This is a genomic window from Tritonibacter scottomollicae (assembly GCF_003003215.1).
Classification (GTDB): Bacteria; Pseudomonadota; Alphaproteobacteria; order Rhodobacterales; family Rhodobacteraceae; genus Epibacterium; species Epibacterium scottomollicae.
The window spans coordinates 175,589-200,719 of sequence record NZ_PVUF01000004.1; the positions used below are offsets into that span (position 1 = coordinate 175,589).

The 25,131-nt window shown below is 63.8% G+C and carries 28 protein-coding genes; all 28 read left to right on the forward strand.

All coding sequences use genetic code 11. The features are described 5' to 3' along the window. Positions 1-79: 79 nt before the first annotated feature. The 28 genes from CLV89_RS08800 to CLV89_RS08925 all read left to right on the forward strand — a co-directional run bounded on the left by CLV89_RS08800 (position 80) and on the right by CLV89_RS08925 (position 25,119). A complete protein-coding gene (locus tag CLV89_RS08800; protein ID WP_165798108.1) occupies positions 80-1,159 on the forward strand; it encodes a phage protease in 1,080 nt (359 codons plus the stop codon). Then, positions 1,160-1,591 (forward strand): hypothetical protein, encoded by a 432-nt coding sequence (locus tag CLV89_RS08805; protein WP_106163286.1) that lies wholly within the window; start codon positions 1,160-1,162, stop codon positions 1,589-1,591. 12 nt (positions 1,592-1,603) lie between these two features. Beyond that, a complete protein-coding gene (locus CLV89_RS08810; RefSeq protein WP_106163287.1) occupies positions 1,604-2,500 on the forward strand; it encodes a Mu-like prophage major head subunit gpT family protein in 897 nt (298 codons plus the stop codon). Between the two features lie 11 nt (positions 2,501-2,511). After that, positions 2,512-2,937 carry a hypothetical protein gene (locus CLV89_RS08815; RefSeq protein WP_106163288.1) on the forward strand — a complete coding sequence of 142 codons (426 nt, stop codon included), beginning with the start codon at positions 2,512-2,514 and terminating at the stop codon, positions 2,935-2,937. Between the two features lie 110 nt (positions 2,938-3,047). Continuing rightward, positions 3,048-3,476, forward strand: a complete 429-nt coding sequence (locus CLV89_RS08820) for a gp436 family protein (RefSeq protein WP_106163289.1) — start codon at positions 3,048-3,050, stop codon at positions 3,474-3,476. Further along, on the forward strand, positions 3,476-3,907 hold the full coding sequence (locus CLV89_RS08825; protein ID WP_106163290.1) for a phage tail terminator protein: 432 nt from the start codon (positions 3,476-3,478) through the stop codon (positions 3,905-3,907). The genes CLV89_RS08820 and CLV89_RS08825 overlap by 1 nt, the downstream gene beginning before the upstream one ends. Beyond that, positions 3,904-4,056, forward strand: a complete 153-nt coding sequence (locus tag CLV89_RS22600) for a hypothetical protein (RefSeq protein ID WP_165798109.1) — start codon at positions 3,904-3,906, stop codon at positions 4,054-4,056. Before CLV89_RS08825 ends, CLV89_RS22600 begins: the two co-directional genes overlap by 4 nt. Continuing rightward, complete coding sequence (locus CLV89_RS08830) at positions 4,057-4,989, forward strand: phage tail tube protein (RefSeq protein WP_106163291.1); 933 nt, start codon at positions 4,057-4,059, stop codon at positions 4,987-4,989. 15 nt (positions 4,990-5,004) lie between these two features. Then, complete coding sequence (locus CLV89_RS08835) at positions 5,005-5,334, forward strand: hypothetical protein (protein WP_106163292.1); 330 nt, start codon at positions 5,005-5,007, stop codon at positions 5,332-5,334. Positions 5,335-5,366: 32 nt separating this feature from the next. Beyond that, positions 5,367-5,687: a DUF1799 domain-containing protein gene (locus CLV89_RS08840; RefSeq protein ID WP_243394973.1), complete on the forward strand. Its 321-nt coding sequence runs from the start codon at positions 5,367-5,369 to the stop codon at positions 5,685-5,687. Between the two features lie 3 nt (positions 5,688-5,690). Continuing rightward, positions 5,691-8,072 (forward strand): phage tail length tape measure family protein, encoded by a 2,382-nt coding sequence (locus tag CLV89_RS08845; protein ID WP_106163293.1) that lies wholly within the window; start codon positions 5,691-5,693, stop codon positions 8,070-8,072. Next, positions 8,072-8,722, forward strand: a complete 651-nt coding sequence (locus CLV89_RS08850; protein WP_106163294.1) for a hypothetical protein — start codon at positions 8,072-8,074, stop codon at positions 8,720-8,722. The genes CLV89_RS08845 and CLV89_RS08850 overlap by 1 nt, the downstream gene beginning before the upstream one ends. Before the next feature lie 2 nt (positions 8,723-8,724). Next, a complete protein-coding gene (locus CLV89_RS08855; protein WP_106163295.1) occupies positions 8,725-9,315 on the forward strand; it encodes a hypothetical protein in 591 nt (196 codons plus the stop codon). Then, entirely contained in the window at positions 9,303-9,716 is a 414-nt protein-coding gene (locus tag CLV89_RS08860) for a DUF6950 family protein (RefSeq protein WP_106163296.1), read from the forward strand. The genes CLV89_RS08855 and CLV89_RS08860 overlap by 13 nt, the downstream gene beginning before the upstream one ends. Then, positions 9,713-13,672: a phage tail tip fiber protein gene (locus CLV89_RS08865; protein WP_106163297.1), complete on the forward strand. Its 3,960-nt coding sequence runs from the start codon at positions 9,713-9,715 to the stop codon at positions 13,670-13,672. The genes CLV89_RS08860 and CLV89_RS08865 overlap by 4 nt, the downstream gene beginning before the upstream one ends. A gap of 9 nt (positions 13,673-13,681) precedes the next feature. After that, complete coding sequence (locus CLV89_RS22910; protein ID WP_106163298.1) at positions 13,682-14,983, forward strand: pyocin knob domain-containing protein; 1,302 nt, start codon at positions 13,682-13,684, stop codon at positions 14,981-14,983. 14 nt (positions 14,984-14,997) lie between these two features. After that, on the forward strand, positions 14,998-15,333 hold the full coding sequence (locus tag CLV89_RS08875; protein ID WP_106163299.1) for a hypothetical protein: 336 nt from the start codon (positions 14,998-15,000) through the stop codon (positions 15,331-15,333). Then, positions 15,330-15,737, forward strand: coding sequence for a DUF4376 domain-containing protein (locus tag CLV89_RS08880; RefSeq protein WP_106163300.1), 408 nt, complete (start codon positions 15,330-15,332; stop codon positions 15,735-15,737). The genes CLV89_RS08875 and CLV89_RS08880 overlap by 4 nt, the downstream gene beginning before the upstream one ends. A gap of 136 nt (positions 15,738-15,873) precedes the next feature. Beyond that, a complete protein-coding gene (locus CLV89_RS23220; protein WP_207796904.1) occupies positions 15,874-16,092 on the forward strand; it encodes a Com family DNA-binding transcriptional regulator in 219 nt (72 codons plus the stop codon). After that, the gene (locus CLV89_RS22380; RefSeq protein WP_133166711.1) at positions 16,049-16,231 is read left to right on the forward strand and encodes a hypothetical protein; all 183 of its coding nucleotides are present in this window, start codon (positions 16,049-16,051) and stop codon (positions 16,229-16,231) included. The genes CLV89_RS23220 and CLV89_RS22380 overlap by 44 nt, the downstream gene beginning before the upstream one ends. After that, positions 16,228-17,304, forward strand: coding sequence for a GNAT family N-acetyltransferase (locus CLV89_RS08890; RefSeq protein WP_106163301.1), 1,077 nt, complete (start codon positions 16,228-16,230; stop codon positions 17,302-17,304). Before CLV89_RS22380 ends, CLV89_RS08890 begins: the two co-directional genes overlap by 4 nt. After that, positions 17,301-17,843, forward strand: coding sequence for a formyltransferase family protein (locus CLV89_RS08895; RefSeq protein WP_106163302.1), 543 nt, complete (start codon positions 17,301-17,303; stop codon positions 17,841-17,843). Before CLV89_RS08890 ends, CLV89_RS08895 begins: the two co-directional genes overlap by 4 nt. 764 nt (positions 17,844-18,607) lie before the next feature. Beyond that, positions 18,608-19,111, forward strand: coding sequence for a division/cell wall cluster transcriptional repressor MraZ (gene mraZ, locus CLV89_RS08900; protein WP_106163303.1), 504 nt, complete (start codon positions 18,608-18,610; stop codon positions 19,109-19,111). Positions 19,112-19,114: 3 nt separating this feature from the next. After that, positions 19,115-20,104 (forward strand): 16S rRNA (cytosine(1402)-N(4))-methyltransferase RsmH, encoded by a 990-nt coding sequence (gene rsmH, locus CLV89_RS08905; protein ID WP_106163304.1) that lies wholly within the window; start codon positions 19,115-19,117, stop codon positions 20,102-20,104. Then, on the forward strand, positions 20,104-20,451 hold the full coding sequence (ftsL, locus tag CLV89_RS08910) for a cell division protein FtsL (RefSeq protein WP_106163305.1): 348 nt from the start codon (positions 20,104-20,106) through the stop codon (positions 20,449-20,451). Before rsmH ends, ftsL begins: the two co-directional genes overlap by 1 nt. Beyond that, positions 20,448-22,232, forward strand: coding sequence for a peptidoglycan D,D-transpeptidase FtsI family protein (locus CLV89_RS08915; protein ID WP_106163306.1), 1,785 nt, complete (start codon positions 20,448-20,450; stop codon positions 22,230-22,232). The genes ftsL and CLV89_RS08915 overlap by 4 nt, the downstream gene beginning before the upstream one ends. Positions 22,233-22,246: 14 nt before the next feature. Continuing rightward, a complete protein-coding gene (locus CLV89_RS08920; protein ID WP_106163307.1) occupies positions 22,247-23,731 on the forward strand; it encodes a UDP-N-acetylmuramoyl-L-alanyl-D-glutamate--2,6-diaminopimelate ligase in 1,485 nt (494 codons plus the stop codon). After that, positions 23,728-25,119 (forward strand): UDP-N-acetylmuramoyl-tripeptide--D-alanyl-D-alanine ligase, encoded by a 1,392-nt coding sequence (locus tag CLV89_RS08925; protein WP_106163308.1) that lies wholly within the window; start codon positions 23,728-23,730, stop codon positions 25,117-25,119. Before CLV89_RS08920 ends, CLV89_RS08925 begins: the two co-directional genes overlap by 4 nt. Positions 25,120-25,131: the final 12 nt, after the last annotated feature.

Consider the following 25,131-nt stretch of genomic DNA (forward strand, 5'->3'; position numbering starts at 1 on the left):
CAGATCCATTAACCCCCAAACGAACACCCGCACATCGCTGCGGGTGTTTTGCGTTTGGGCCATTCGCGAAGATGGCTGCATGAGCAGAGCATCACATATCGCCTTGATGGCCTCCCAGGAACTCCCTTCTGTCACTGAAGACGCGGGCGTTCCCGAATGGATCCAACTGACCCCGGCCGGGCGCATCGAGACCTTTGATGCGCGTGGCCCTTACGAGATCACGGACCCGCAAGCCGTGATTGAGGCCAGCTTTGAAGGCCGGGACGAAATCGAGATCGACGTCAATCACGCCTCCTTCACCGCTGCCAAGGCGGGAGGGGACGCGCCCGCGCGCGGTTGGATCATTGAGATGCAAGCGCGGGAGGACGGCATCTGGGGGAAAGTGCGCTGGACCTCTGAAGGTGCGCGGCTTGTGGCCGATCAGGCATATCGACGGATTTCCCCGGTTCTCCGACATGACAGCCACAACAGGGTTCAAAAGCTCCTGAACGCGTCGCTCGTGAACCGTCCCAACCTGCGCGGCATGGCTGCGCTCAACTTTGAACAGGAGGACGACAGCATGTCGTTTCTGAAACAGCTCGCGGCTTTGTCCGGCCTTGGTGACGACGCCACCGAAGACCAGGTCATTGCCGCGATCAAGAAGCAGGGCGAGGGCAGTGACGGCGCAATCGCCGCGCAGTCCCAGCTTGACGAGGTTGCGACCATTCTCGGCGTAGATGTTGGGGGTGATGTGGTTGCGGCGGCAAAGGCGACGACTGCGGGGGCACCGGATGTGGTGGCGCTTCAATCCGCGCTGACCGAGCTGCAGGGCACCATCGCTATGCAGGCCGAGCAGCTCACCACGCTGCAGGGCACAGCCTCCAAGGATAAGGCGGAGGCCTTCATCGACGGCGAAATCAAGAAGGGCCGCATGATCCCGAAATCCCTGCGCGATCACTACGTCTCGATGCACCAGGAAGACCCCGCGCGCGTCGAAAAGGAGATCGCCGGTCTGCCGGTATTGAACAGCACCGGCGTCGCCCACCTCACGCCCGCGAGCGAGGACGGCAAGATTTCTCTGAACGCCGAACAGCAAAGCGCTGCCCGCCTTCTGGGGCTTTCGTCCGAGGATTACCAAACCGTTCTCGAAGAAGAACGCGAAGCGCAGGAGGGCCTTTAAATGACGGCGTTGACAACTGATCGGAACACCCCCCGCCATGACGGCGAGCTGCGCCACGGACTGGTGGCAGCAGCCTCCCTGATCTACGCCGGGTCCATCGTGCTGCGTGCCGCAGACGGCTACCTGCACGAAGGCCACACCGCGACCGGGCTGGTTGGCGTGGGCCGGGCCGAGGCGCGGGTCGACAACCGCCTGGGCGCAGACGGCGACGAGGATCTGACCTATCGCCCCGGCATTTTCCGGTTCGCCAACTCCGCAGGCGCGGACGGAATCACGTTCGCCGATGTCGGCGAACTGGCCTTTGTGGTGGATGACCAGACCGTCGCCAAGACGGACGGCACCACCACCCGCTCGCCTGCCGGGATCATCGACGGCGTGGACGCGAATGGCGTCTGGGTTCGCTTCGATGAAGCCCTGACCAAAGCATCCTGAAAGGACTGACACATGCTCGTTAACGCAGCAAACCTCGACGCGCTTCGGGTCGGGTTCAAGAAGAACTTCCAGAATGGGTTGGCGCAGGCCTCCTCCGACTGGACCAGCGTCGCGACCGAAGTGCCGTCGATGACCAAGGAACAGAAATACGGATGGCTGGGCAAGATGCCCAACGTCCGTGAATGGATCGGCGCGCGTGCGATCCAGAACCTCGCCCAGCATGACTACTCCATCGCGGAGAAGCCCTGGGAACTGACCATCGGCGTCGACCGTGACGACATCGAGACCGACAACCTCGGGATCTATGCGCCGCTGTTCACCGAGATGGGCGCATCCACTGGCGCGAAGAAGGATCTTCTTGTCTACGGCGACACGCTGAAGAAGGGCTTCGACATGGCCTGCTATGACGGTCAGCCCTTCTTTGACACCGACCACCTTGTGCTGGACGAGAACGGCAACGAGACCTCCGTCGCCAACACCGATGGCGGCTCCGATGCGCCGTGGTTCCTGATCGACGACACCCGCGCGTTGAAACCGATCATCCTGCAGCGCCGCAAGGACTTCGAGTTCGTGAACATGGACAAGCTGACGGACCAGAATGTGTTCATGAACAAGGAATTCATCTACGGAGCGGACGCCCGGTTCAACACCGGCTTTGGCTTCTGGCAGATGGCATGGGGGTCCAAGCAACCGCTGACTGCCGCGAACTACGCCAAGGCGCGTGCCGCTCTGTCCAGCATGAAAGGCGACCACGGCCGCCCGCTGGGGATCCGCCCGAGCTTGCTGGTGGTGGGGCCGAGCAATGAAAGCGCGGCGCTGAAGATCCTCAACTCCGAATTCGCTGCTGGCGGCGAGACCAACGAGTGGAAGGGCACCGCCAAGATGCTCAACACTCCCTGGTTGGCATAAGGAGCTGAGCGATGAGTGAACGTGATGACCTCAAAGCGCGCGCGGAAGAGCTGAAGCTCGACTTCGCGCCCAACCTCTCAACCGCCAAGCTCGCCGAGCTGGTTGCAGAGGCCGAGGCGCAAGGCGCCTCTGCTGATGAGGACAAGGCCCCCGCCGATGACGGGAGCAACTCCTTCGAGGAAGCCTTGGCCGTTGCCGCCGCTTCCAGCGAGAACGCCAAGCAACCGGGCGGCACAGATGCGGCGCAACCGACCTTTCATGGTCGCAAGTTCCTGCGCGTCGTGGGGCCGGAAAAGGGGTTCCGCCGTGCCGGGCGTAAGTTCGGGTCCAAGCCCGTGGACATCCCGCTTGATGAATTGAGCGAGGAGCAGGAGCTGGCGCTCAAAGGAGAGCGCCGCCTGATCACCAGTTACCACGTCGAAGGCGTGTCCGACTAAGCGGCCGTCTCTGCCCCAATAGCCGCTTTGCCCTGGCAGACAGGGCCTTGCTCCGGCGGCGATCCTCGCGTCGCCGGAGCATCACCTTCCGCCCATCGGAGCGCAGGCAGATGACCTATACCACCCTTGACCAGCTTACCGACCGCTACGGCGAAGGCATGCTGGTTTCTCTCACAGATCGCGGCGAGGTCGTAACCGGCGCGGTCGATCTGGACACAGTGAACCAGGCGATTGCCGACGCGGACGCCATGATCGACGGCTACCTGAAGGGGCGCTATCAGCTCCCGCTGGCCGAGGCACCCGCCCAGGTCTCCGCCCTGAGCCGGGCCATCACGATCTGGAACCTTCATATCTATGACGCGCCGGAAAAGATCGCCGCCGACTACAAGGACGCGGTGCGGCAGCTCAAGGAAATCTCTCAGGGCGTGATTACGCTGGATGTCGCAGGCGTGGAGCCGAAGACCAGCGGCAGCCAGGGCGTGCTGACCACCGACCGCGAACGGCCATTCACCGGACAGAGCCTGAAGGGGTTCATCTGATGCTGGACGCGGTCAAGGATCGTCTTGAGGCGCGTTTGCCCGAATTCGCGGGGCGCATCGAGACTGCCGTGGATTTCACCCGCCTGCTGAAAGACCGGGGCCTGCCGCAGTCGTCGACCGCCTTTGTGATCCCGCTTGGCCTTCAGGGGCAGCGTGCAAACGACGCCACCGGGATTTTCTCGCAGGCCTATTCCGAGACCGTCGGCGTTCTTCTGGTTGCGCGCTCCCACGACCAGACCGGCTCCAAAGCATTGGGGCAGTTGCGACCGATCATCGGTCAGGTGCTGGAGGCTTTGGCGGGCTGGTCGCCGGGGTCCGATTTCGGCGTCTTCGAGCTGCGTCGGGGCGATCTCGCCGGAGTGGGCGGCGGGGCGCTGTTCTACATGATCGAGTTTTCCATCAACGACCAACTGAGGATCACGGTGCAATGACCAAGCCGACCAAACCACAAAAGCCCAAATTGCCCGCCTCGGGCGGCAGCTATGCCGTCCAGCGTGATGGCGCCCTGAAACAAGAGGCGGCGACCCAGCCCAAACCACCTCGCACCTCTGCCGGTCAAGCCGCGAAAAAGGAGGCCTAAATGTCCCTGAATTGGAAGCAGAAGATCCTCCTGGTCAAAACCGAGGTGACCTATGGCACTGACGCGGCCCCAAGCGGCGCGGCCAATGCCATTCTCGCCCAGGACGTGCAGCTCAAGCCCATGGAAGGCACCGACGTTTCGCGTGATTTGGAACGGCCCTACTTCGGCGCAGATGCCACGATCCCGACCGAGCTGATGAGCGAGATTTCGTTTGATGTGGAACTTGCCCCGTCTGGAACGGCTGGCACGGTGCCCGCCTGGGGCGCGCTTTTGCGCGGATGCGGGCTGGCTGAAACAGTCAACGCGGGCACCTCGGTGATCTATAACCCGATCACTCAAAACCCGGAGAGCACCACCATCCACCTGCATATCGACAGCACCCGCTATGTGATCCTGGGCGCGCGCGGCAACGTGCGGTTTGACCTTCAGGCGCAGGCGGTGCCCAAGCTGCGGTTCACCTTCAAAGGCCTGTTCGTGAAACCGACCGAGGCTGCCTATCCCACGGCAGACCTGTCGCCCTGGCAGATGCCGCAGGTCGTGACCATGGGCAACACGCCGGTCTTTGAGATCGACGGTACGGATCTGGTGATGCGGTCCTTTGCCATGGATCTGGGCAATCAGATCGAAGGGCGGTTCCTGGTCGGGCGCGAAGAGGTCAAGTTGGGCGACCGCCAGGAGAGCATCGAGACCACAGTCGAGGCGGTGCCGCTGACCACCTTTGACCCGTTCCAGCGGGCGCTCGACCAAAGCGCAACCGCGCTGCAGCTCGTCCACGGGACCGGGGCGGGCAAGATCGCGACGCTGGATATCCCCGCCGCGCAGATGCAGCGGCCGCAGGGGCTGTCTACTGCACAGAACGTGAAGGAATGGCCGCTGCGCCTGGTGCCGCTGCCACAATCCGGCAACGACGAATTCACCCTGACACTCACCTGATCCGAGGGACAGACCATGTTCAAAATCGACGAAAACCCCTCCTTTACCCGTACCGTCAAAGTCAATGTCCCCAAGGGCGAGGGACACGAGCAACAGACCTTCAAAGCCACCTTCAATGTGGTGGATGACGAGGTGGTGGACGGCGTGGCGCTGAACGATTCAGCCAACGTCAAGGCCGCCCTGCGCGAAGTGCTGGCCGGGATGGAAGACCTGGTGAACACAGCCGGTGAGGCGATCCCTTACAGCGAAGAGATCCGCGAACACATGCTGAAGCGGCCCTATGTGCGGCTTGCGCTGATCGCGGCCTACTACAGCGGCGTGACGGATAACCGCTCGGGAAACTGAGGTGGGCCGGTCGCGCCTGGGCGACCGGCACTTTGGCCGCCGAGGCGACCGGGGGCGAGGTGATCGACGACGCGGCCCTGTTCGGTCTTCAGTTCGACACCGATGCGTTGGACCAAAAGCGGGCACATTCGGCGATTTGGCGCTGCAACCTTCCATCACTGAACGCTTTTCTAGCGGCACAGACGCAATGGCGGGCCTTGGCTCAGGCAGACGGCTCGCGCTTCTGGATCGGTCTTGACTACGCCGCTGTTGAACCGGCGCTCCGCCTGGAAGGTCTGGACCTAACACCCGCCGAATGGATCGGGTTTCGCATCATCGAGGACGCGGCGCGTACGGCGCTGAACGAGAGGTAGCCAATGACGTTTGTCGTGCAAGGTGAGATCCTGATGGACGGCTCCGACGCAAAGTCGGAGCTTCAACGCCTGCGGTCCGAAAACGCGAAGCTGGTGGCCTCCACGGACAAGGTCAACCAATCCACAACCCGCTGGGGGCGTGCAATGTCGGGCGTGCGATCCCGCGTGTCTGCATTGCGCTCCAATACGGCCAGTTGGGTCGCCGGGTTGCGCAATGTTGACCAATCGCAGGCGCTTGCCGCCGGGAGCGCCGCAAACCTCACAGCGCAGTTCAACGACATCGGCGTGATGATGGCAGCGGGCCAGGACCCGATGCAGCTTGCGATCCAGCAGGGCACCCAGATCACCCAGGTGTTTGGCAACCGGGGCGCGGCTGCGGCCTTGGGGGCCACCCGCCAAGCCGTTCTTAACATGATCTCGCCGCTGAACCTGATCACCATTGGCTCAATCGCGGCGGGGGCGGCGTTGGTGAACTGGCTCTCCAGCGCGGGCGAAGAGGCCGAGAGTTTTGAAGATCGTTTGAAGGCCATGAGTGATGCCGTCAGCACCTTCGGTGACCGTCAGGAAGACGCCTTTCAAAGCGCCGCCGATATGATCAAGAAATTTGGTTCGGCGTCGCCTGAATTGCGTGCAATCCTTGGCGACCTCGCCTTGATGTCGAAGCTTGAAGCAAAGGAAGAGCTGGACGAAATCTCTGAGAGTGTTCGTGATCTGGTGCTGGATCTTTCCTTCTTGGATGACCGCACGTCGCGGTCGGCCGCGCAGGATTTTCTGGGCCTGAGTTCTATCAGCAGTAAAGCCCGTGAACTGGGCGCGATCTTCGCTTACAATCTGGAAATCTTGAGCAAGTCGGAAGACCCGGTCACGAAGCTGCGGGCGGCGCTCGATGTCCGCGATATGCTTCTTGAGGCGGGCGGCGGTATTGAAAACCTCAACGCTCAGCAGCGGGAGTTTTACCAAGGGCTAGCCCAGTTGATCCAGCAACTGGAGCTTTTCGGCGCTCGGATCCGCCAGCCATGGGAAGATCTGCGTGAGACCGGCAGCGACTTGTGGTCGTCGCTGGCGGCAAACGCGCAAGACTACCTCGGCAACCGGCTGGAGATCGACGCGGCTGCCAGATCCACGATCCAGCAACTTCAGCTGGAAGCCGAAATCAATGAGGCAATCCGGGTCAGCGGCGAAGGCAGCGTTGAAGTCGCGGAACTGCGTCTGCAGGCCGAACGCGAGTTGCACCAGGAACGCGTGAACGAGCTGGAAATCACCGAAACCCTGAAGGCCGAAATGATGGCGTCCTGGGACGCTGCAAACGGCGTCGCCTCGGTCGATATGGCCGGGAATATCTCGCTGGCGGCGGATCAGGCGCAACGACTGAAGGAACAGCTCCACGCGGCACGCGGTGCGCGCATCATGGCGCGCGTGAGGGAAAACCCGGATTTTAGCGACCCGCGTGGCGAAAGCCCCGGAGCGGGCAACTCCGACTATGTCTATCACGATCAGGGGCTACCGCCTGTGCGGATGCCGCCAAACCCACGCAAGTCACGTTCTGGTGGCGGTGCGGCGGCCACCAACCGCGAGCGCAAGGCGATTGAAGAGTTGCTGCGCCGCGAGGCCGAGCGCCTCGAAGTCCTGCGCGAGACCGATCCTGTTCAGCAGGAGATGATCCGCCACCGCGAGGCCATGAAATCCGCCACGGACGCCGAGCGCGAAGCCCTGGAGAAGATCGTCCGCGAGCGTGTCGAGGAACAGCAGGTTATCGAGGCGACGCAACAGGCGGGCGCGTTTCTCGGCGACACGATGGGCGATGTGCTGACGGCGCTGCAGGCGCAGGGCGATGATGCGGCCGCCGCCTGGGACCGGGTCAAAGCCTCCATTGCCGCTGCGATCCTTGAGGCCGCGCTGCTGGGCGACGGGCCGCTCGCCGGGGTGTTTGGCACCGCTGATGGCGGCGGGCTTCTGGGCAGCCTGTTCGGGGTGCAGAAGAAGGCTGACGGCGGGATCATCACGGGGCAGGGCGGTGACCGCAGTGACAAGGAAATTGCCCTGGTCAGCCCCGGCGAATTCTTCGTGAACGCCAAAGCGACGCGCAAGCACCGCCACCTTTTGGAAGCCATCAACGCGGGTGCGTTGCTGCCCGGTATGGCACCGGCCTTTGCCAACGGCGGGGCCTTTGCCGCGCCGCCCTTGCCAAGCGCGCCGGGTGGTTCGCTGGGCGCTGAAACCGGCGGCGGCGTGTCGCGAGTGCTGATCCAGCCGAGTCCGCTGTTCAAGGCGGTGGTCGAGCAGCAATCACGCGATACCGCCATCGAGGTGACCGAGACTTACGACCGGGAACACTCACGATCCACCTTTGACCGCAATGTAAATGACCCTTGGAGTGTTGGCTGATGCCGTTGTCCTGGCCTCTTACCGTCGATCAGTTTTTCGCGGGCCTTCCGATTCAGAAGATCAGTTGCCGCCTTGGCCGCTCGGAAACCACGTCCGAGACCGGCGGCGGTGAAATCATCAGCCATGGCATGGGCACCCGGCTTTGGCGGGGGCGCGTTGTCCTGGACAAGGACACCCACGCCTATTGGGCGGCGGTGGAGGCCAAGTTGGCGCTTTTGGAGCAACCGGGGGCAAGCCTGCTGCTTTGGGACACGCGGATGCGTGGCACGATCCTCGACCCGGATCTTGCGCTCCTGGGCGCATCGGCCCCGGTGATCGGCGACCTCGCGGCCAATAACCGCGAGCTGGGACTTTCGGGCCTGCCTGCGGGCTATGAGATCTCGGCCGGGGACCTGCTGGGCTTCACCTACGGGGCCAACCCAACCCGCTATGCCTACCACCGCGTGGTGGTCGGAAGCTCCGCCGATGGCAGCGGCGTCGCCAGCAACATCGAGGTGATCCCCTACATCCGCCCCGGCGCGCAGACCGGCGCGGCCGTCACCCTTGGGGTGCCGGTGCTGAAGGCCCGGATCGCAACCGCAGAATACGGAGAGAGCCGGGCCAGCCTGAGCGAGGGCGGCTCCTTCGAGTGGGTTCAGACGCTGAGGTGACCATGCAGTATGACGCAACAACGCAATCCCAGCTTGAGGAACGGCGCGGCACCGATGCGCGGGTTCTGCTGTGGATCGAGGCCAAGAACCGCGCCACCGGCTTGCCGGAGGTCATTGGCTTTTGGTCGGGTGACGACCACCAGGAGTTCCTGATCGACGGTGAGCTGCGCACCTATTTCGGCGCGGGTCAGGTGATCGACGTGCCGCCGATCATTGTCGAGCCGGGGTTCCAGGTGCGCAATTACCGGGTCAAACTGCCGCCCTTCACCGAGGAGGTGAAGACGCTTCTGCAGGCCTATGAGCCGCGCCTGGCGCGCGTGCAAATCCATTCCTGCCCGCTCGACATCGACACCGGCGCGCCACTTGGCACGCCGCAGCGCCGGTTCAAAGGCTTCCTCAATCAGGCCCCGGAAGAGCGCAAACGCAAAGGGGTCAGCTTCACCGAGCTGGTGATGGTGTCGAATGCCCGCATGCTGACCTTTGGCCTGCCGTTGAAGCGGTCCAGCGCCGAGCTGCAGCGCCGCAACCCGGATGATCGGGGCCGGGAATACATCGACACCACCGGCCAATGGACCGTGCCATGGGGGGGCTGATGCAGGATCGCGGCGAGCTGTTGTTGACCTATCTACGTGGCGTGCGCCTTCGGTGGTCCGGGTTTCGTCCTGGGCGGGTGGACTGCGCGAACTTCGCGGGCGGGTGGCACAAGCTGCTGACCGGCCAGGACGTGCGCGCCCAGCTCGGCGTGCAATACAGCTCGCTGGAAGAGGGCAAGCGGGTGTTGAGGGACAACGGCTATGCGGACCTCGCAGCCCTTGCCGCCAGCGTGATGCCGGAGCTGCAGCCCGCAGACGCGGCCCTGGGCGACATTGTCGCCTTACGCGAAAATGACGAGCTGGCGCTTGGCATCATCGGCGGGCCGCAGATCCATGTTCTGACACTGCAGGGCCTGAGCGTTGTTAGCCGCTGCAAAGCCGAGCGGGTGTTCCGCCCATGACCCGCTTTCTTCTGATCCTCGCGCTGGCGCTCTGGGCGGGACCGGCTGCTGCTGACCCGATCAGCACGATTGCGGCGGCAATAACGACGTTCTTTGGCGGTGGTGCCGCCTTTGCAGCGGCAACTGCTGCCGTCCTGCGGTCGCTGGTCAAAGCCGGGATTTCCCTCTTGGTGGCGAAGATCCAGCAGCGCAAGCAAAAGACGCCGGGCATTCAGTCCAGCCACACCACAAGCGGCGGCACCGAGCCGCAGGCGACGGTCTTGGGGCGGTTCACCACGCGCGGCCATCTCGTCTATCAAAACAGCTATGATGAGAACAACAAGTGGCTGACTCATGTGGTCGAACTGGGCGATGTGCCGGGCGCGTCCCTGCGCCGCCTGATCATCGACGGGGCCTTTCAGGATCTGCCCGACACGTTGGTGAATGGCCAGTCCTACCCGATCACCAACAAGCAGAAAGACGGCAGTATCTACGGCTACCTGTGGTTCTATGACGGCAGGCAGACGGCGGCATCGCCGTATCTCACCGGCATTTATGGCGGTGCGGGGCGGCCTTGGACGCCTGATCACATTCTGACCGGCACCTGCTACGCGATCCTGGCCTTTCATCGCTCCAATGAAGTGTTTCCCAACGGCGTGCCGAACTATGCCTTCGAGCTGGACGGGCCGCCGCTCTATGACCCGCGCCAGGACAGCACGGCGGACGGTTCTGGCCCGCAGCGCTTTGGCGATCCCGGCACCTGGGCACAGACCGCCAACCCCATGGTTATCGCCTATAACGTCCTGCGCGGGATCACCCTGCCAGACGGTCGGATCTGGGGCGGCGGGTTTGACGCCGAGGATCTGCCCTTTGCCGATTGGTCGGATGCGATGGACGCTTGCGATCTGGGCATCGGGGCGGAGACCCGTCCGCAGTTCACAGCCGGGTTTGAAGTCAAGTTTGAAGAGCCACCGGCTGACTTCCTGCAGGAGCTGTTCGCCTCGGCGAATGCGCAAATTGTCGAGATGGGCGGCTATTGGTTCCCCATGGTCGGCAGTGCGTCGGCGGTGTCTGCGCAGGTGGGCGATGATGACCTGCTGGTGACTGAGCAATGGCAGCATGACCCTTTTCCCGGCCTTGAAAACACCTTCAATGCGGTGACCACGACCTACACCAGCCCCGCCTCGCTGTGGGAGGCCTCGACGCTGGAGAGCATCGTGAAGGAGGATTGGGTCGCCGAGGACGGGCGACAGAAGCTCTTCGAGCTGCGCTTGCCGATGGTCTATGCCCCGGAGCAGGCCCGCCAGCTTGCCAATGCGCTGCTGCTGGAAAACCGCCGGTTTCGGTCACACCGCCTGCCGCTGCCCGGTGAGTTCGCGCGTCTGCGCCCGCTGCAGAACATTGCCCTGTCGCTGGCAGACTATGGCTATGAGCAGAAGGTGTTCCGCATCATCGAGGCGGCCTATGACCTTCAAACGCTGAACGTCTCGCTGTCGCTTCGCGAAACCGATCCCAGTGACTTTGACCCGGATCCGGGGCTTGAGCTGCCGGAGACCCCGCATCCGGTTGGACCGATCGCGCCCACCGACGCCGGTGTCGTCGGCTTTGCGGTGGCGGGCGAGACGGTGAAGAACGACAGCGGCGCGGCGTTTGCCCCGGCGATCCGCATCGTCTGGGACGGGCGTCTGTCGGACACCTGCGAGGGGCTGACGTTCCAGGTGCGTCTGCAGGGGCAGACCGACGAGGACACGATCAGCACGACGAATGTGGCCAGCGGCACCTATCGCCACCAGCCGGTGCAACCGGCGTCGGAGTATGAGGTCCGGGCCAAGGCCATTGCGTCCAGACGGGCCACCGCGTGGAGCGTCTGGCTGCCGGTCAGCACCCCGGATGTGAGGATCTCGCCCGCGCTTTTGGACGATGCCGTCTGGGAGGCCATCAGCACAGACGCGGCCAGCGTGGCCTCTGCCCTTGATGCGGAGCTGACGGCCGAGGTGATCGCGCCGATTGCTCGCGATCTGGAGCTGCGCACCGTCGAGCAGCGCACCGTTGCGGAGGCGGTGGGGATCATCGGCGAGCAGGTGGTCTGGGCGATCAGTCGCCTGTCGGACGTGGACGGGCGGCTGTCTGATGCGGGCATCGTGCAGGACCCGGAAACCGGCACCGTTCGGATCTATGCGCTGGAGCATGAGGCCGAGCGGATCAGCGAGACGGAAATCCGCCTCAACGCGGCGGAGGCGTCCCTGTCGCTCTCCGCCACTGAGGCTTGGGTCAATGAGCAGATCTCGCTCGCGGTTCTCGACCCGTCGCAGATCCCGCTGGTCGATGACCTACAGATGCAGGTCAACCAGGTGCGGGTGGATCTGGACGCCGCCGAGGCGGAGCTGGCGCTGTCGGCGTCGCAAACCGAAGTGGACGGCATGTCCGCGCGGCTGTCCACGGCAGAGGCGGATCTGGACGCGGCAGAGGCGGCGATTGCTTTGAAGGCCGAGCAGTCGCAATATGAGGATCTGCAGGGCCGCGTGCAAACCGCAGAGGTGCAGATCGACGCGCTCGACGGGGCGCAGATCACGCAGACCGTCGCGGACACCCGGCACCTTCTGAACAGTGATGATGCGGCGGCGGTCCAGACGCTTGCCAACCTGCTGCACGCCCATGAGGCGGGCGAGCGTGTGCAGCAGGACATCGCCTATGCGACACAGGATCTGCGGGCACGGGTCAATGAGGATCGCGAGGCCGTGGCGGCGCTTGGCGTCACCTTGGGCGCGTCCATCGACAATGCCGTGGCGCTGGTGCAGGCGGAGACGCTCGCCCGCGCGGCGGCGGATAGCGCTCTGGCCTCGGATGTGGTCACGCTGGATGCGCGTCTGGAGGATGCCGAGGGCGAGATTTCCGGGCAGGCGCAGGCGCAATCACAACTGGCAAGCCGGGTCACGTCGCTGGAAGGCACGACCAGCAGTCAGGCGCAATCCATCACGTCCCTGACCGCGCGTCTGACCGTGGCGGAGGACGAGCAGGGCGATCAGGCGACGGCGGTGCACTCCCTGACCACGCGCATGTCGGATGCCGAGGGCACGATTACGGCGCAGGCGCAGTCACTGGCGTCCCTGTCGACCACGGTTGGCACCAATACCAGCACGGTGCAGACCGTTTCGGAAAGCGTCGACGGCGTGCTGGGGCGGCATATGCTGCGCGTCAATGTGAACGGTGTGGCCACCGGCATGGTGATCGCGTCTGAGGCGGGCGATGACGGGGCGGTCAGCAGCACTATCGCCTTTGCGGCGGATGCCTTCACGATTTCCGCGCCAAGCGGGGCCGGGGCGGTCTCGCCCTTTGCGGTCTATACCTCGGGCCGCACCATCGGCGGGATCTACTATCCGGCGGGCGTCTATCTGGAACGCGCCTATATCGGGCAGGCCGCCATCGGGCGGGGGCAGATCACCGACACGCTGCAGTCTGACAACTACGCAGAAGATGGCGATGGCCGTCCGACTGCCGGTCTAAAGCTAGACTTCGCGGCTGGTGAGCTGAAGGCATTCGGTGCGGTCATGTCCCGCGATCAGGTGCTGGCGTCTGGATCATTTACCTACGGTGGGCAGATCGGCAACGGCGCGGTGTTCCGGTTTGTGAACACCGGGATCCGCGTGTCATCGACCGATGTGCGCTCTGTCACCGAGGCCTCTTTGATTGTCGAGGCGGGCATCAAGACATTCAGTCAGGCGGCCAGTGGCTTTGATCCCAACAATTCATGGTGGTGCGCCAAATGCACCCTCCTGAACGGGCCGCGCTGGTACGGGTTCAACGCCAGCCGCCCGCAACCCGCCGTCAGCTACCGCCAGGACCCGGCGGATCTTGTCGATCCCTATTGGGCGACCGGCATTGATCAGCGCGTCTGGTTGGAAATCGAGGTTGTCCTGGAGGGCATCCCCTGGATCGAAAACCCCACCATCGAGTGGATCGTCAAGCAAGTCACATAAGGAGACATCATGGCTTGGGTATCATCTGGCACGGTGAGCGTGACCAACGGCAGCACCACCGTAACCGGCACCGGCACCAGCTGGTACGGCGGTCTGCAGAATGGCTGGGGCTTTGTCGGCCCGGACGGTCGGGTCTATGAGATCCTGACCGTCGATGACGCGGCCACGCTTACATTGAAAACCCCGTATCAGGGCGCAACGGCGGGCGGGCAGGTCTATGCGGCGTTCCCGACCGGATCCCTGACGGCGGATCTGACGGCCTCGCTGCAGGAGCTGATCGCGAATTACCAGGGCGTCTATGACACCGTGGGGCAGGGGCGGTTTACCAGTGATCTGGTGGCCGACAACGACCGCGATACCGGCTTGAGCTGGTTGGCAAGCAATCATCTGGGGATCTTGGTCGGCGGCGCTGTTGTCGCGGCAATGAAGGCGGGCAAGTTGGGCGTGAACGTCCAGGATCCCTCGGCCCCGCTGGAGGTGCTGGGCGCGCCCGGCGTGCTGGCTAAGTTCCGCGATGGCGTTGCCTCCAACCTCCTTGTGCAGACCGATGGCAACAAAACCACCATCGGCAATGCGGCGGGCAGTTCCCGGCTGGCGCTGATGGCGGGCAATCAGGAGGCTATCGAGTTCGACAGCAACGGTCGCGCATCCGGCGCGGCGGTGCAGAGTAGCCCTACTGATACAACTGCCGGGCGGTTGATGACGGTGCCAGCTTTTGGTCTAGGAGTGATGGATGGCATGACGTCCGTCGATGTTGATGACATGGATACTGCCCCTTCGGGGTTTGGCAGGATCTCTGGAAACACCACAGGTGTGAGACCCACTGGCGTTACCAGTGGGGCGGTTCTTACACTTGCGAACCAAGATGGGCGTTCAAGCCAGTTGGTCTTTCGCGCGGCCAGCAACCGGGTCTATGCGCGTACAAAACACGATGGCGCCTGGCGTCAGTGGTCCGAAATATTCTGCTCAGAAAACCTGATCGGTACCGTCTCGCATTCCGGCGGCACCCCCACCGGCGCCGTGATTGAGCGCGGCAGCAACGCCAACGGGGAATATGTGCGCTTTGCCGATGGCACGCAGATTTGTATGAGTGAAGTTTCAACGTCTGCCTCTGGCGGCGTTTCATGGACATTTCCGGCCGCATTCGCGGCTCTGGTCCACTACGGAGGGGCGGCCATCGCCGCAGCGGCTCCACTATTCATCGCATGTTCATCGCCAACGGCAACGTCCTTGCTGATCCATGGGTGGTCTGCCGCTGAGGCGCGATCAGCTTTTAATTGCAAGGTCGTGGCGATTGGCCGCTGGTTCTAAAGGAGCATCACAGCATGCAAATCTCACTCACACCCATGCGCTGCGACACGGCGCTGACCGCAACCCGCCAGGGCGATGTGCTGACCCTCAACGGCGAGACCTTCGACTTCACCGCATTGTCCGAGGGCGACGTGCTGCCCCGCGAGGCGGTGACCTGCGATTGGCTGGCCTCGGAGGTCACCCGCGAAGGCGGCGCGCTCCACCTGACCCTGATCCTTCCCCATGGGCCGCACGCGCCAGAGGAAACCCGCTTTCCGCAGCCTGTGACCCTGACCGGAGACGGGCCGGTGCCCCTGCCGCCCTATGAGGTGGAGCAGACTCCAACTGATGAAACGGAGGGCGAGGCATGAGCAACATCGACTTTTCCAAAGTGGTCACCGCTGCCGCGCGCATCGAACAGGACCGGGCCAAGGCGCTGTCCGACCTCGCCGATATCCGCTGGCAGTGTGCCATGGCGGGCGTGGTTCTGCCGGGCGGTCTGCAGGTGCCGGGCGATGAGGTGACGCGGGTGTCGCTCTCCGGCGCGGTCAGTGCCTTGCAGCAGGGCATGATCAGCGAGCCGCTGGCGTGGAAAACACCCACCGGCTTTGTGGAGCTGACGCAGGCGCAGGTCGAGGCGGCGGCGCAGGCTGTGGTGCAGCACATTCAGGCCTGCTTTGCCGCCGAGGCCAGTGTGGCCGCGCAGATCGAGGCGGCGAGCGATCCGGCGGGCTTTGACATCCAGGCGGCCTTTGGCGCGGCGCTCGCCGCATAACGCAATCGGGAGGCTGAGAGGCGCGCAAACGCCTCTCAACACGGGGCTTACATTCTCACACGCAACCCCGCCGACCAGCTATCGCTTCATGGCCGCTCCCTGTCCTCGAGGACGGCCTTCTTTGGAGTGATTCCACTTGAAGCTGCAAGACCAACGTTGTGGCGGATGCCGCAAGTTGCTATTCAAACTGGAGCCCGGCGCACTTGTCGGGGCGTTGTCTATCAAATGCCCCAGGTGCCGCGCTCATATCGAATTGAGGCCCTTGAGCCCTTCACCAGAACGCCCCGAGCGTGACGGAAAGGACCGGCCTAGTGCCCAAATCCCAAACCATCCCATTGCCGCCTCTACCGGCTGATACCCACGGCAAACCCAAGGGCAAGCGCTACAAACAGCAGTTTGGCGTGATTGCCCTTGTCCAGGACGAGCAGGCGCAGAAAGCGCTGTTCGAGCGGCTGACCTCCGAAGGCCTCAAGTGCAAGGTGGTGAACACATGAAGATTACCGTTCACCACCCGTCGCCCATTCCCGCAACCTATCGTGCAGCGCGGGTGTCCAGCCTGTTCAATGTCGAAGGCGACGCGGACTTCAAGATCAGCTTTGAAGCCCCTTTGAAGGACCGGCCATGGCAGGTCGGTCTGATCAAGGGGCCGTCAGGATCCGGCAAAAGCTCCATCGCGCGCCGCCTGTTTGGCGCGCGCCGGGTCAAATGCGCCAACCGCTGGCCGGGCAAAGGGGCCATCGTGGATGAGATCACCCCTGACGGGTCGTTTGATGCGGTGACGGCGGCGCTGTCGGCGGTGGGGCTTGGGTCGGTGCCGTCCTGGCTTCGCCCCTATGCTGCCCTGTCCACGGGTGAGAAGTTCCGGGCCGATCTGGCGCGCGTACTGTGTGAGCGGCCCGGCCTTTATGTGATGGATGAGTTCACCTCCGCCATCGACCGGCGGGTGGCGACCATTGCGGCCGGGGCATTCGGCAAGGCCTGGCGGCGCGGGGCAGGGCAGTTTGTCGCCGTGGCCTGCCACGATGACGTGGAGGACTGGCTGCAGCCCGATTGGGTGATCGACACCGGCCGGGGCGGTGAGTTTGCATGGAGGCGTCTTCGACGATGCCCCAGCCTCGAAGTCGACATCCACCAGGTCGACGGCAGCCTCTGGCCCGCCTTTGAGCCGCATTACTACCTGAAATTGAACGCGATGCCGAACGCTGCCTATTTTGTCGGCCGGGTCAACGGCGAGGATGTCGCGCATGTCGCATTCTCGCCGCGCCCTGGCATGACGGAAATCCGGGCAAGCCGCCTTGTGGTCATGCCAGAATGGCAGGGCGCGGGCATCGGGCTGCGGTTCCTGAACGAGCTGGCGGCGCTGTGGCGGCGCGGGCTGAACCGTTGGGAGAAGCCGCTGCCGACGCTGTTCCACACATCCCACCCCGGCCTCGCGGCGGCGCTCCGGCGCGATCCGCTCTGGGCGCAGACCTCGGCTGCGCTGCACGGGGCCACAAAGAAACCGCTCAAATACGGTGGCCATTTCCGGCCGGTGCAGGGCTTCCGCTACATCGAGGGCATGGCATGAAGGTTCTTCTCTTCGGCAACAAACACCTCGGCGCGCTTGTCCTGGACATGCTTCTGGCGCGGGGCCACGAGGTCACGGTGGTCACGGCAGACGCTCAGAATGCCTGTGCGGTCTGGGCGTCGCGGCTTGGCGTGAACACCATCGTGAAGGCAAACAGCATGCCGCTGGTGGGGGAGGACATCCCGGCCGGGCTTGACCTGATTGTCTCGGCGCATTCGCACCGCGTCCTGCCGGGGTGGGTGACCGCGCGGGCAGGGCGCGGCTCTGTCGGCTATCACCCGTCGCTCTTGCCCCGGTTCAAGGGCCGCAATGCGATTGCCGACGCGCTGGCCGCTGGCGTGCCGTTCACCGGTGGGACGGTCTACCACCTGACGGGGGAGCTGGACGGCGGCGCGGCGGTGCGGGCGCGGGGGCGTGCGTTGCAGCGCGCGGTCCAGGTCATTTGGGGGGAGAGTGCCGCGCAGATCTGGCGGCGCGCCCTACTGCCCTTGGGGGTGGAGCTGCTCACCGCTGCGGTTGAAGAGTTCGAAGGGGCTTAAACGCCCCTTCAATCCCATGTCAGACCAAAACCGCGTTGCTGTAAAAAAGTCTGTAAATCACTGTAAAAAAGTCCGTCACGCTACAACAAAGACGCTACAGGAATGGGAAACCATGGCCCGGTTCACGGGAAATCATGGGCGGTATGGGAAATCATGGCCCGCCGCCAAGTTTGGCGTAAAACGAATCACATAAATTGAGAAAAGCAGCGGTTGGAGGCGGTATTTTGCATGCTGTGTGTGAACAAGGGGTGAACAAATGCTCCCGCCTGTCATCTGCCTAAAGGAATCGTGGGAAATTAGGGGAGATTTTTCACAGACGCAAGCGTGCCATATATATGGTGTTGATCTGAAGTTTCTGCCCCACATGCAGCTGTATTCGAGTATTTCGGCCTTGCGGACGACTTTGAAGTGCGACTCGGAGGGGCGATTCTCACCCTGCTACCTGTAGAAATCCCTTGCGGGGCCATGCATTCCCATTGTATCCCTAATTCATCGGATGAGAACGAAGAGCACGGGGCAACAAACGACCCCAACCTTACAAAACGGCAGGTTTCATACAGGCCTTCGCTTTCATCAATGAAGAGATCCGGCGCGCGAGCGAGCAGACATCCCCCCAGGTGGCGCGCGCAGTCGGACACCCCGCATAGCGGGTCAAGGCGGCGGGTTGATCAGTGGCAGCGGATCAACTCGCCCCTTTTGGTTTTAAGGCCCCGGGTTCAGGACGAAGCCGGGGAAACGCGCGGGACGCGGGAAAGGGCGGCGCAGTGGGTCGCAGGTTCAGAGGCGAGAGCCACCACAAGGTGGACAGCAAGGGGCGGGTGTCTATCCCAGCCTCCTTTCGCCGTGTGCTGGAATCCTCCGACCCGAACTGGCAGCCCGGTGACAGTCCCGAACTGGTGATCGTTTACGGCGACCACCGCCGCCAGTACCTCGAATGCTACACCATGGAGGCCATTGAAGAGGTCGACGCCAAGATCGCGGCGTTGCCCCGTGGCTCTCGCGGGCGCAAGGTCCTTGAGCGTATCTTCAATGGTCAGTCCCTGCCCACCACCGTCGATGAGACCGGTCGCCTTGTGCTGCCGGCCAAACTGCGGCAGAAGATCGACCTCGATAACGAGGCCTTCTTTATCGCATCCGGCGACACCTTTCAGATCTGGAAGCCCGAGACCTACGATGAGGTCGAGATGGCCGAAGCTGAGAAGCTGCTGGACGATCTGCCCGAAGACTTCGATCCCCTTGAATTCCTAGACGGCGCCGGAGGCGCGTAACTCATGTCGGACCGCCCCGCTGCTTCTTCCGGTCCCCATATCCCCGTCCTGCTGAAGCCGCTGCTGGCGGCTGTGGCGCCGGTCCGGGGGCGCTGGCTCGATGGCACATTCGGGGCAGGGGGCTATACCAAGGGTCTGCTGGCCGCCGGGGCCGATCAGGTCATCGGCGTCGACCGCGATCCGCTGGCTTTCGAGATGGCGCAGCCCTGGGCGGCGGACTACGGCGACAAGCTGGTGCTGCAGCAGGGGGTCTTCTCCCGCATGGATGACTACGCGCAGGATCTGGACGGCGTGGTGCTGGACCTTGGTGTCTCCTCTATGCAGCTTGACCTGGCCGAGCGGGGGTTTTCCTTCATGAAGGACGGCCCGCTCGATATGCGCATGTCGCAGGACGGCCCCTCTGCCGCGGATCTGGTGGCAGAGCTCACCGAGGTGCAACTGGCGGATATCATTTACAATTTCGGCGAGGAGCGTGCCTCGCGCCGGATCGCCAAGGCCATCGTGCGCGAGCGCGCCATTGAGCCGATCACCACCACCCTGCGCCTGACCGAGATCATTGAGAGCTGCCTGCCGCGTCCCAAGCCCGGCCAGTCGCATCCCGCCACACGCAGCTTTCAGGCGCTGCGCATCGCGGTGAACGGCGAATACGAGGAGCTGATGGGCGGTTTGCTGGCTGCCGAACGGGCGCTGAAACCCGGCGGCCTCTTGGCGGTGGTGACCTTCCATTCGGTCGAGGATCGCATGGTCAAACGCTTCTTCCAGCACCGCGCCAACAAGACCGGAAATGCCAACCGCTACGCCCCCGCACTTGAAGAGCTGCCAAGCCAGTTCGAGCTGGTCACCCGCAAGGCCGTTGGTCCCGATGACGAGGAGCTGGCGCAGAACCCTAGATCGCGCTCGGCCCTGTTGCGCGTGGGGCGCCGTACGGATGCGGCCCCGACCGAAATCACCGCCCGCGAACTGAGCATGCCGCAGTTGAAAGAGACGCGCTGATGAGAACCCTTGCCTATATTCTGACGATCCTCGCGGTCTTTGGTCTGGCATTCTGGGCCTACCGCGAGAATTACGCCACGCAACAGGTGCTGAAAGAAACCCGCGGCCTGCGCAGCAATATTGCCGCGGCCCAGGTGCGTCTCAGCGTGTTGCGGGCGGAATGGGCCTATCTCAACCGCCCGGATCGGCTGCGCAATCTTGCCGAGCTGAACTTTGACAGCCTCGGTCTGGTGCCGCTGCGTCCGGATCAGTTTGGCCGCGTCGACGAAGTGTCCTTTCCGCCCTCAGGTCTGGTGATCGAAGAGGGCGTTGAAGTGTCCGCCTATGGGCAGGAGGACGACCAATGATCCGCACGCCTCTGCGTCCCTTGGCCCGTGTGCTGCCAGCCCGTGCGCGCGGCGAGAACCCGGACCTGATCGAGCGCGAGAACCTCGCGCAGCGCCACAGCGAGATGGAGGTGCGCGCGCGCACCCGTGCCGAGGGCCGGCTGCTGGTCTTGGCGGCGTTCTTTGTCTGTGCCTATGTGGCGATCGGCGGGCGTATGGCGTTTATGGCAACCTCCGAGCCGTCAGAGCCGGTGGCCTCCGTCGGGGGCAGCGCGATTGCCAACCAGCGGGCCGATATCGTGGACCGTGATGGCCGCATCTTGGCGACCAACTTCGAGACCCATTCGCTCTATGCGCAGCCGCCGCAGATGATTGATCCCGTCGCCGCCGCCGACAAGCTGGTGGCGATCTTCCCCGATCTGGAGCGCGAGCGCCTGCTGAAGGATTTCACGGGTAAGCGCAAGTTCCTGTGGATCAAGAAGAAAATCAGCCCGGAACAGCTTCAGGCAGTGCATGATATCGGTGATCCGGGGTTGATGTTCGGGCCGCGTGAAATGCGCCTGTATCCCAATGGTCAACTGGCGTCCCATGTGCTGGGCGGTGCGTCCTTCGGCAAGGAGGGCGTGAGCGCGGCCGAAGTGATCGGTGTAGCCGGGGTTGAAAAACAATTCGACGACTACCTGCGCGACCCGGCCAATGCGGGTAAGCCGCTGGAGTTGAGCCTCGATCTGTCGGTGCAGGACGCCTCCGAAGAGGTGCTCTATGGCGGCATGAAGCTGATGAACGCCAAGGGGGCGACTTCGATCCTGATGGACGTGCACACCGGGGAGGTGATCTCGGTCGCAAGCCTGCCGGATTTCGACCCCAACGAGCGGCCCCGGCCGCCAACCTCCGGTTTCGACCCGTCGCAAAGCCCGCTGTTCAACCGCTCGGTTCAGGGGGTCTATGAGCTGGGCTCCACCTTCAAGATCTTCACCGCGGCGCAGGCGATGGAGCTGGATCTGGTGACGCCGGACACGGTCATCGACATTCGTGGCCCCCTGCGCTGGGGCAAGTTCTCGATCAAAGATTTCAGCAACTACGGCAAGGAGTTGACGGTTTCCCGTATCATCGAGAAATCGTCCAACATCGGCACGGCGCGCATGGCCCAGCAGATCGGGGCCGAGCGTCAGCGGGCGTTCCTCGACCGGCTCGGCATGCTGAAGCCCACCCCGTTCGAGATCGTCGAGGCCTCCGGTGGTCAGCCGCTGTTGCCCAAGAACTGGTCGGAACTGTCAACAATGACCATTTCCTACGGTCACGGTATTTCCACCACCCCAATGCATCTTGCGGCGGGCTACGCGGCGATTGCCAATGGCGGGCGCTATGTGGCGCCAACGATCCTGAAGCAGACTGGCCCTCAGATGGGTGAGCGCATCGTGAGTGAAGAGGTGGCAAAGGCGTCACTGGACATGCTGCGACTGGTCGTCAGCAACGGCACAGCCTCCATGGCTGAGGTGAAAGGCTACAGCGTGGGTGGGAAAACCGGCTCCGCTGACAAGCCAAAGCCGATGGGCGGCTATTACAAGGACAAGGTGATCGCGACCTTTGCGGCTGTCTTTCCCACCGATGAGCCGAAGTATGTGTTGGTGGTGACGCTCGATGAACCTGAAATCATCGCCCATGGCGAGGATCGTCGCACCGCGGGTTGGACTGCGGCACCGGTTGCCGGAGAGATGATTGCACGGCTGGCGCCGCTGCTTGGCCTCAGACCGCAGATTGAACCCGCCCATATCTCTGGTGTAACCCTCACCTCAAACTAACATGTGGGGACACCATGAACGACAAACCAGCGCTTAAGCTCAGCCAGTTGGGGCTGACCGCACGTGGCGGTATCGATCCGGTGATTTCCGGGCTGGCGGTGGACAGCCGTGATGTGCGGCAAGGCTTTGTTTTTGCGGCCCTGCCGGGCACCCGTGTGCATGGGGCCGAATTTGTCCCGCAGGTTCTGGAGCAGGGCGCAGTTGCGATTCTGACCGATGCCCATGGTGCAGAGACCGCAGGGGCGGCAATTGCGGCCGCCGGGGCCGCGCTGGTTGTCACAGAGGACCCGCGGCAGGCCCTGTCGGGCGCGGCGGCGCTGTGGTTCGGCGGACAACCGCCGGTCGCGGTGGCGGTGACCGGCACCAACGGCAAGACCTCGGTTGCCACCTTCCTGCGCATGATCTGGACGGAACTCGGCCATCAGGCGGTGAACCTTGGCACCACCGGGATCGAGGGGGCATGGACCCATCCGCTCGCCCATACCACGCCGGAGCCGATCACGCTTCACCGTGCCCTCGCGGCGGCGGCAGAGGCGGGTGTCACCCATGTGGCGATGGAGGCATCTTCGCACGGGCTGGATCAGCGCCGCCTGGACGGCGTGCAGCTTCTGGCCGGGGGCTTTACCAACTTCACGCAGGATCATCTCGACTATCACGAAACCTTCGAGGCCTATTTCGCCGCCAAGGCCGGTTTGTTTCGCCGTGTCATGTCGGAAGATGACGTGGCCGTTATCAACATGTCTGACCCGCGCGGTGCGGAGATGCGGGCCATTGCAGCTGCACGCGGCCAGGAGGTGATCTCCGTTGGTCGCGGCCTCGGGGATCTTGCGTTGATGGGCATGCGGGTGGATGCCACCGGGCAGGATATCCGCTTCACCTGGCATGACCGCCCCTTTGCCAAGCGGCTCAACCTGATCGGCGGTTTCCAGGCGGAGAACATTCTGGTTGCGGCGGGGCTTGCCATTGCCAGCGGCGAGGTGCCGGAGCAGGTGTTTGAAACACTGCCGCATCTCAGCACAGTGCGGGGCCGGATGGAGCTGGCCGCGACGCGTGATAATGGCGCGACGGTTTTTGTCGATTACGCCCATACGCCCGATGCGGTGGCCACCGCGATCAAGGCCTTGCGCCCGCATGTGCTGGGACGTCTTGTGGCCATCGTTGGTGCGGGCGGCGACCGGGACGCAACCAAGCGCCCCCTGATGGGGCAGGCGGCGCATGACCACGCGGATGCGGTGATCGTCACCGACGACAACCCCCGCTCGGAAGATCCCGAAGCGATCCGCGCTGCCGTCATGGGTGGTGCGCCAAATGCCCTGAACGTGGGCGACCGGGCCGAGGCGATCCTGCGCGGGGTCGACATGCTGGAGCCGGGTGACGCGCTGCTGATTTGTGGCAAGGGCCATGAGAGCGGCCAGACCATTGGCAACGACGTGTTGCCCTTTGACGATGTGGAACAGGCCAGCATGGCCGTCGCCGCGCTGGATGGGAGGCTGGCATGAGCCTTTGGACCGCACAGGAGGCCGCCGCCGCAACGGGCGGGCAGGCCATAACCGACTGGCGCGTCGACGGGATTTCCATCGACACCCGTAGCCTGCAACCGGGCGATCTGTTCGTGGCGCTCACTGCGGCGCGGGACGGGCATGACTTCGTGGCGCAGGCGCTGGAAAAGGGGGCGGGGGCCGCATTGGTGTCGAGCATCCCTGAAGGGGTCGCCGCCGATGCGCCGCTCTTGGTCGTGGAGGACGTACAGGCCGGGCTTGAGGCATTGGGACGGGCCGGGCGGGCCCGGACGCAGGCCCGCGTGGTTGCGGTTACGGGGTCTGTCGGCAAGACCTCGACCAAGGAAATGCTGGCCGCGATGCTGGCGCCGCAGGGCCGCACCCATGCCGCTGTGGCGAGTTTCAACAACCACTGGGGCGTGCCGCTGACACTGGCGCGGATGCCTGCCGATACGGAATTTGCGGTGATCGAGGTCGGTATGAACCACCCCGGCGAGATCGCGCCACTGGCCCTGCAGGCGCGCCCGCATGTGGCCATGGTGACCACCGTCGCCGCCGTGCATCTGGAAGCGTTTGAGGATGTGGCCGGCATCGCCCGCGAGAAGGCGGCCATCCTTGAGGGGCTGGAGCCCGGCGGGGTTGCGGTGCTGAACGCCGACCTCGACGAAAGCCCGGTGCTGGGTGAGGTGGCCGTGGCCAAGGGCTGCGAGACCCGCTGGTTTGGACGCAGCGCATCAGACTATGCGCTCTGCGCCGTGGAGCTGGACGGTGATGTCACCCGCGCCTCCTATCGCTTTGAGGGGCGCGAGATCAGTGCAGAGATCCAGTCGCTTGGTGCGCATTTTGCCATGAATGCCATTGGCGCGCTTGCGGCGGTCACAGCACTTGGCGCGGACCTCGATCTGGCGCTGGCCGGGCTGGCGGGCTGGTCGCCGGTCAAGGGGCGCGGCGCGCGCTTCACTGTAGATCTACCCGACGGCACCGTCACCGTGCTGGACGACGCCTATAACGCCAACCCCACCTCGGTCACGGCGGCGCTGACGGTGCTGGCCGCGACCAAGGGCGAGGGGCGCAGGATTGCCTTTCTGGGCGATATGGGCGAACTGGGCGACGAGGCCGCGACGCTCCATGCGCAGCTGGCCGCGTTTCCGGCGATGGACAATATTGATACCGTTCACTGTATCGGACCGTTGATGGCAGCGCTGCATGCGGCTCTGCCCGAGGCCAAACGAGGCCTGCGGGTCGCAACCAGCGCCGAGGCGGTGGCAGCCCTCAAGGGGGAAATCCGCGCCGGCGATGTGGTCTTGGCCAAGGGCTCTCTCTACATGCAGATGGCGCGCGTGGTTGACGCGATCCGGGAAATCGGTCAAGGCAACGCACCTTCATGACACATCAACTTG